This is a genomic window from Corynebacterium sp. HMSC08F01 (genome assembly GCF_001807545.1).
GTDB lineage: Bacteria > Actinomycetota > Actinomycetes > Mycobacteriales > Mycobacteriaceae > Corynebacterium > Corynebacterium coyleae.
The window spans coordinates 1-4,738 of record NZ_KV789333.1 but is presented as its reverse complement, the minus strand read 5'-3'; the positions used below and the strand labels follow the sequence as shown (position 1 = coordinate 4,738).

2 protein-coding genes are annotated in these 4,738 nt (G+C 58.9%); both read left to right on the top strand.

Annotated elements, in window-relative coordinates:
- A partial coding sequence (locus tag HMPREF3171_RS12140; RefSeq protein ID WP_168161907.1) for a hypothetical protein occupies positions 1-327 on the top strand: 327 nt, incomplete at its 5' end.
- A gap of 322 nt (positions 328-649) precedes the next feature.
- The coding region (locus HMPREF3171_RS11430) for a hypothetical protein (protein WP_210385614.1) at positions 650-4,738 on the top strand (4,089 nt) is incomplete at its 3' end.

Below are 4,738 nucleotides of genomic sequence, written 5' to 3'. Positions count from 1 at the left end.
GACCAGATCCAGCGCGGTCTGGGCATCCACGACGATGACCGTTCTCGCCGCGCAGCCGGTCTCCAGGGTGCGTTCAACGTTGCCAACCCGGAGATGCTGAGCCTCGCCGCCGGTTCCCTCGGTGCAATCACGCTCGGTCTGTTCCTGATCGACGGTGTGCTGCGTGCCTGCGGCCAGGAGGAGATGACCTCGTCCTACAAGATCGGTGAGGCGACCGGTCAGGATTGGATGATGCACGGTTCCTCCGGCAAGAGCTCCAAGGACAAGGCTGAAAAACCGTCCGAGGAAGCTGGTGCAAAGGACAAGAAGGACGAATCCAAGAAGTAAATCGTTCTGATCCCTGAAAGCCCGAAGCCAAGTCGGCTTCGGGCTTTCGGCGTTGTTTTAGGATTTGTTGAACAATTGCTCGGATTGTGGTGAAAATCACCTTGTGGTTTTCTTCCTGAGTACTGTCTAAACGTCCAGTTCAGAGGGTCAGGTTTCTAAGTTTTTGGTGTTGATCTGGCGTTTTGGCTTTCTGTAGGGGGTTTCTGACTATTCTCCAAGCCGATATTGCGCTTAAATATGTAGTTATCAGTTTGGAGATCCGTGTTCAGGTGATCTCAAGGCTGCTTCGAATATCTCCTCCGAGTTGTAAGGAATGAAGCCGTTGAAGAACGCACATCTGAAGAAGCGCGTCATGGCCACCCTGGTTTCCGCCACGGTGGCTTTTGGTGGCGTAACGGTCGTAGCTCCGACCGCTGACGCTGACGAGCGAGTAACTAGCGAATATTCCGCGCTGCCGAGCGACGCTAACAAGGCTGCACTGCAGTACAACAAGGGTGCCAAGCTCAAGGGCCGTATGGACATGCTCCAGACCCAGTACGGTCCGGGCTGGTGCATCGACGCTGCGCTGCCGGGTCCGAGCCTGGATACCCAGTACGAGGTCCGCAAGCTCGACGGTGTTTCCGGTCTTTACGGCTTCAACCTTGTTTCGGGCGGCAGCTTTGATATCCACCCGGACATTGAGAAGGCTTCGATCAGCCTGACCAAGTTGATGCTGGATGACTACTACGCTGGCCGCCACGAAGAGGTCCGTAAGAAGGCCCTGGCCATGCAGGCACTGGTGTCCAACAACCAGGAAGTTCTCGACCAGATCCGTGGTTACATTACTGGCGACATTAAGCCGCGTTGGGCTGCTTATGGTTTCGGCTGGTCCAACAACCCGCCGAAGCTGACCGCCGCAGAGTTTGAGAGCTGGACCGGCTTCAGCATCCGCCGCACCGCCACCGCAACGGTTGGTCAGTCGGATTTCTACCTGGCGAAGAACACCAAGAAGTTCAACTCGCTGAAGGTGAACCCGGGCGAGTACGTCACCGTCCTTGTTCCGCTGAACTACAACATCTACCAGGATGTTCTCCGCGACCCGACGAAGCAGCGCATCCTCATCGTCGCGCAGCCGGGTCTGGACAACTACCAGCCGGACGTGATCCGCGAGACGGTCACCAAGACCGTTTCTCCGCAGGAGACCAAGACCGTGACCTCGACGGTGCAGTCGACCGTCACCGAGACGGAGACTGTGCGTCCGGGTAACGCAACCGTGACCAAGACGGTGGGCGGTACCGCGACGAAGACGGAGTACATCCAGCCGATCGTCGAGAAGACCGTGACTGAGACGCCGGAGGAGCTCACGGTTACCTCCACCCGTCGTCCGGATGTTGTCACCGCAACCGCGAAGACCACCCTGCCGACCAAGGTCGAAACCGAGACGGTGACCGCTCCGCAGAAGACCGTCACCGTTGAGCAGGTTGAGCCGGTGACTGTCACCGAGACCACCACGGCCCGCGCAACTGACACCGTCGAGGGTGCAACCGAGACGGTTACCGTCACCAAGCCGGCCACTACCGTCGTCGAGACCGTGAAGCGGAGCGGTGCCCCGCGCACCGAGACTCAGACGGTGACCGCTGAGCCGTCCACCAAGGTTGTTGAGACCACCGTGGTGAACAAGAACTACAAGACGGTTGAGCGCACCTCCACTGTTGAGCGCTACACCCGCCACTTCACCTACGCTTTCGCCTTCGAGGGCACCGACAAGACGCAGATCATCGACGTTGACAAGCTCGGCGACTGGAAGCTCGAGATTATCGACGACTCCAACGGCCTCGTTGATATCCGCAAGGTTGAGCGCAACGGCAAGTACGTCATTGAGATCGTGCCGAAGCGTGAGGGCAAGGGCACCGTTCGCTTCGTCATTACGGACAGCGAAGGCAACCGCCACGAGTACACGGTCAACATCGTCAACGAGAAGACCGAGAAGGTCACCGTCAACGACGTCACCGTGAACAACCACTTCTTCAACGTGGGTGTCTCCAACATCGACCAGACCATCACCGTCCCGGCTGGCTGGGACTACAAGGTTGACGGCCCGGGCGAGCTGGTGAAGGTTGAGGGTTCCTCCAACCAGTACAAGCTGAAGGTTGTTGATGGCCTGTCGCAGGATCAGATCAAGGTCACCGTCTTTGAGAAGGTCAACGGCAAGCCGACCGGCGCTGAGAACAACTACATCTTCATGATCGACACCACCACTGGTGGTTCCACCTACACCCGCGTCATCGGCAACCTCAACTCCTACATTCTCGAAATCGAGGGTGTTGAGGAGAAGCCGGAGATCGTTGAGGGCGCTGACAAGATTGAGAAGATCGAGAAGCGCGGCGACTCCTGGGTTGTCACCCCGAAGAAGGACGCAACCGGCGATGTTGTGATCAAGGCCGTTGGCAAGGACGGCAAGACCTACACCTTCAACCTGAAGATCGAGCACGGTACGAACGTTTCCGTGGACAACGTCACCCGCCTGATGGAGGAGGGCGACACCATCACGATCGATTACGGCCCCGACACCTCCGATCTGTCCAAGGAGCCCGTTTCCAAGTCCGGTGAGTGGAAGTGGGACGAGCAGGATCCGTGGAAGGTCACGAACGTCACCAACGGCACCCTGGTCTTCAACGTGTACAAGGAGACCGACAACGGCCGCGTCCTGATTGGTACCTACACCTTGGTCGCCAAGGTGAAGAGTGACACCAAGTACCCGCCCGCCAAGGTCAGCCAGGATGTTCTGGACCGCAACACCGTCACCCTGACTCGCGGCACCCCGGGTAACAAGTTCGAGGTCAAGGAAGGCGAGGATCTCTTCGACAAGGAAGAAGACGAGAACGGCAACTGGAAGGTCCTGCCGAAGTTGGGCACGGACGGCAAGATCGTCATCGTCGAGAAGTTCGGTGATGATGAGCTCGTCGAGTACACCATCAACGTCACCCCGAGCAAGATCGACGAGGTGCGCAAGAACGTCAAGTCCGGCGCAACCGTCGGTATCACGGGCGACAACCTCAAGGTCACCAAGGGCAAGGAGCTGCTCGATGGCGGCGACATCAAGAACAACTCCCTGAAGTTCGTCGACGGCGCCAACGGCGAAGTTGTTGTTGAGGTCCTTAACTCCCGCGGTATCGCGTACCAGCGCTACATCTTCGTCGTGACCCCGCAGGGTGCACGTGAGGAGAAGTTCGAGCTCACGCCGAAGTCCGAGTCCTCGATCACCATGAACTCCTCGGAGTTCACCTACGACGTCAAGGGCGAGGACGTCATCGACGTCAAGCGCGAAGGCGACACCCTGCTGGTCACGCCGAAGGACGGCAAGACCGGCACCGCCACTGTCGAGATCAAGTCTGGCGACACTGTCGTTGAGCGTTACATCTACACGGTTGTTCCGGGCAAGAACGGTGGCAACACCGCGTCTTCCGACGACTACAAGCTCAGCGTTGACGGTCGCTTCACCATCACCCGCATCAACAACAACCCGATCGAGATCGTCGAGGGTGCAGAGTGGGTCAAGGTCGTCGAGGAAGACGGCAAGTGGATCCTCGTGCCGAAGGGCCCGGAGTCCATCGGCAAGACCGTGAAGGTCATCGAGCGCCGCGGTGATGTTGTGGTCCGCCGCTACAACATCGAGGTCCTCCCAGAGGGCAAGCAGCTGAACTTCGAAGAGTTCCGCACTGTTCTGTACAAGAACATCAAGGACTCCGTCGACTTCGGCGAGAAGCACACCTACAAGGTTGTTCACGGCAAAGATCTGGTGACGGTCACCGAGCCAGAGCCGGGCAAGCTCGCCATCGAGGCACAGCCTGGCAAGCGTGGTCTGGCACAGATCGAGATCCGCGATCCGGAAGGCAACCTCGTCCGCGTCGTCGATGCTGTCATCCCGGACACTTCCGAGGGCGAGCTTCCGAAGCCGCGTCCGTCGATCAAGCCCAACCCGGGCAAGGACGGCAGCTACATCGTTGACTTCGAGGGTGGCTCGAACAACGTTGAGATCAACATCTGCACCGGCGACGGCAGCTGCACCATCGTCCCGAACGACAAGGTTGTGGACAAGGGCGGCCACCTCGAGGTTGACGCTGGCAAGGTTCCTGGCGGCAAGCTCGTCGTCGTTCCGATTGAGAACGGCGTCCGCAGCGACAAGCAGGAAGACTACGTCGAGATCGACCTTGGCGTTGACCTCCAGGGCAACAAGACCGAGAAGGGCTCCTCTGAGATCGACGGCAAGTGCATTGCCTCCATCATCGGCCTGTCTGCACCGCTGCTGCTGGCTATCCCGCTGGGCATCCTTTCCCAGGTCCGCATCCCGGGCCTGGAGGGTCTGTCCGCTCAGGTGAACGACGCTATCCGTCAGGCAAATGACCAGATCCAGCGCGGTCTGGGCATCCAC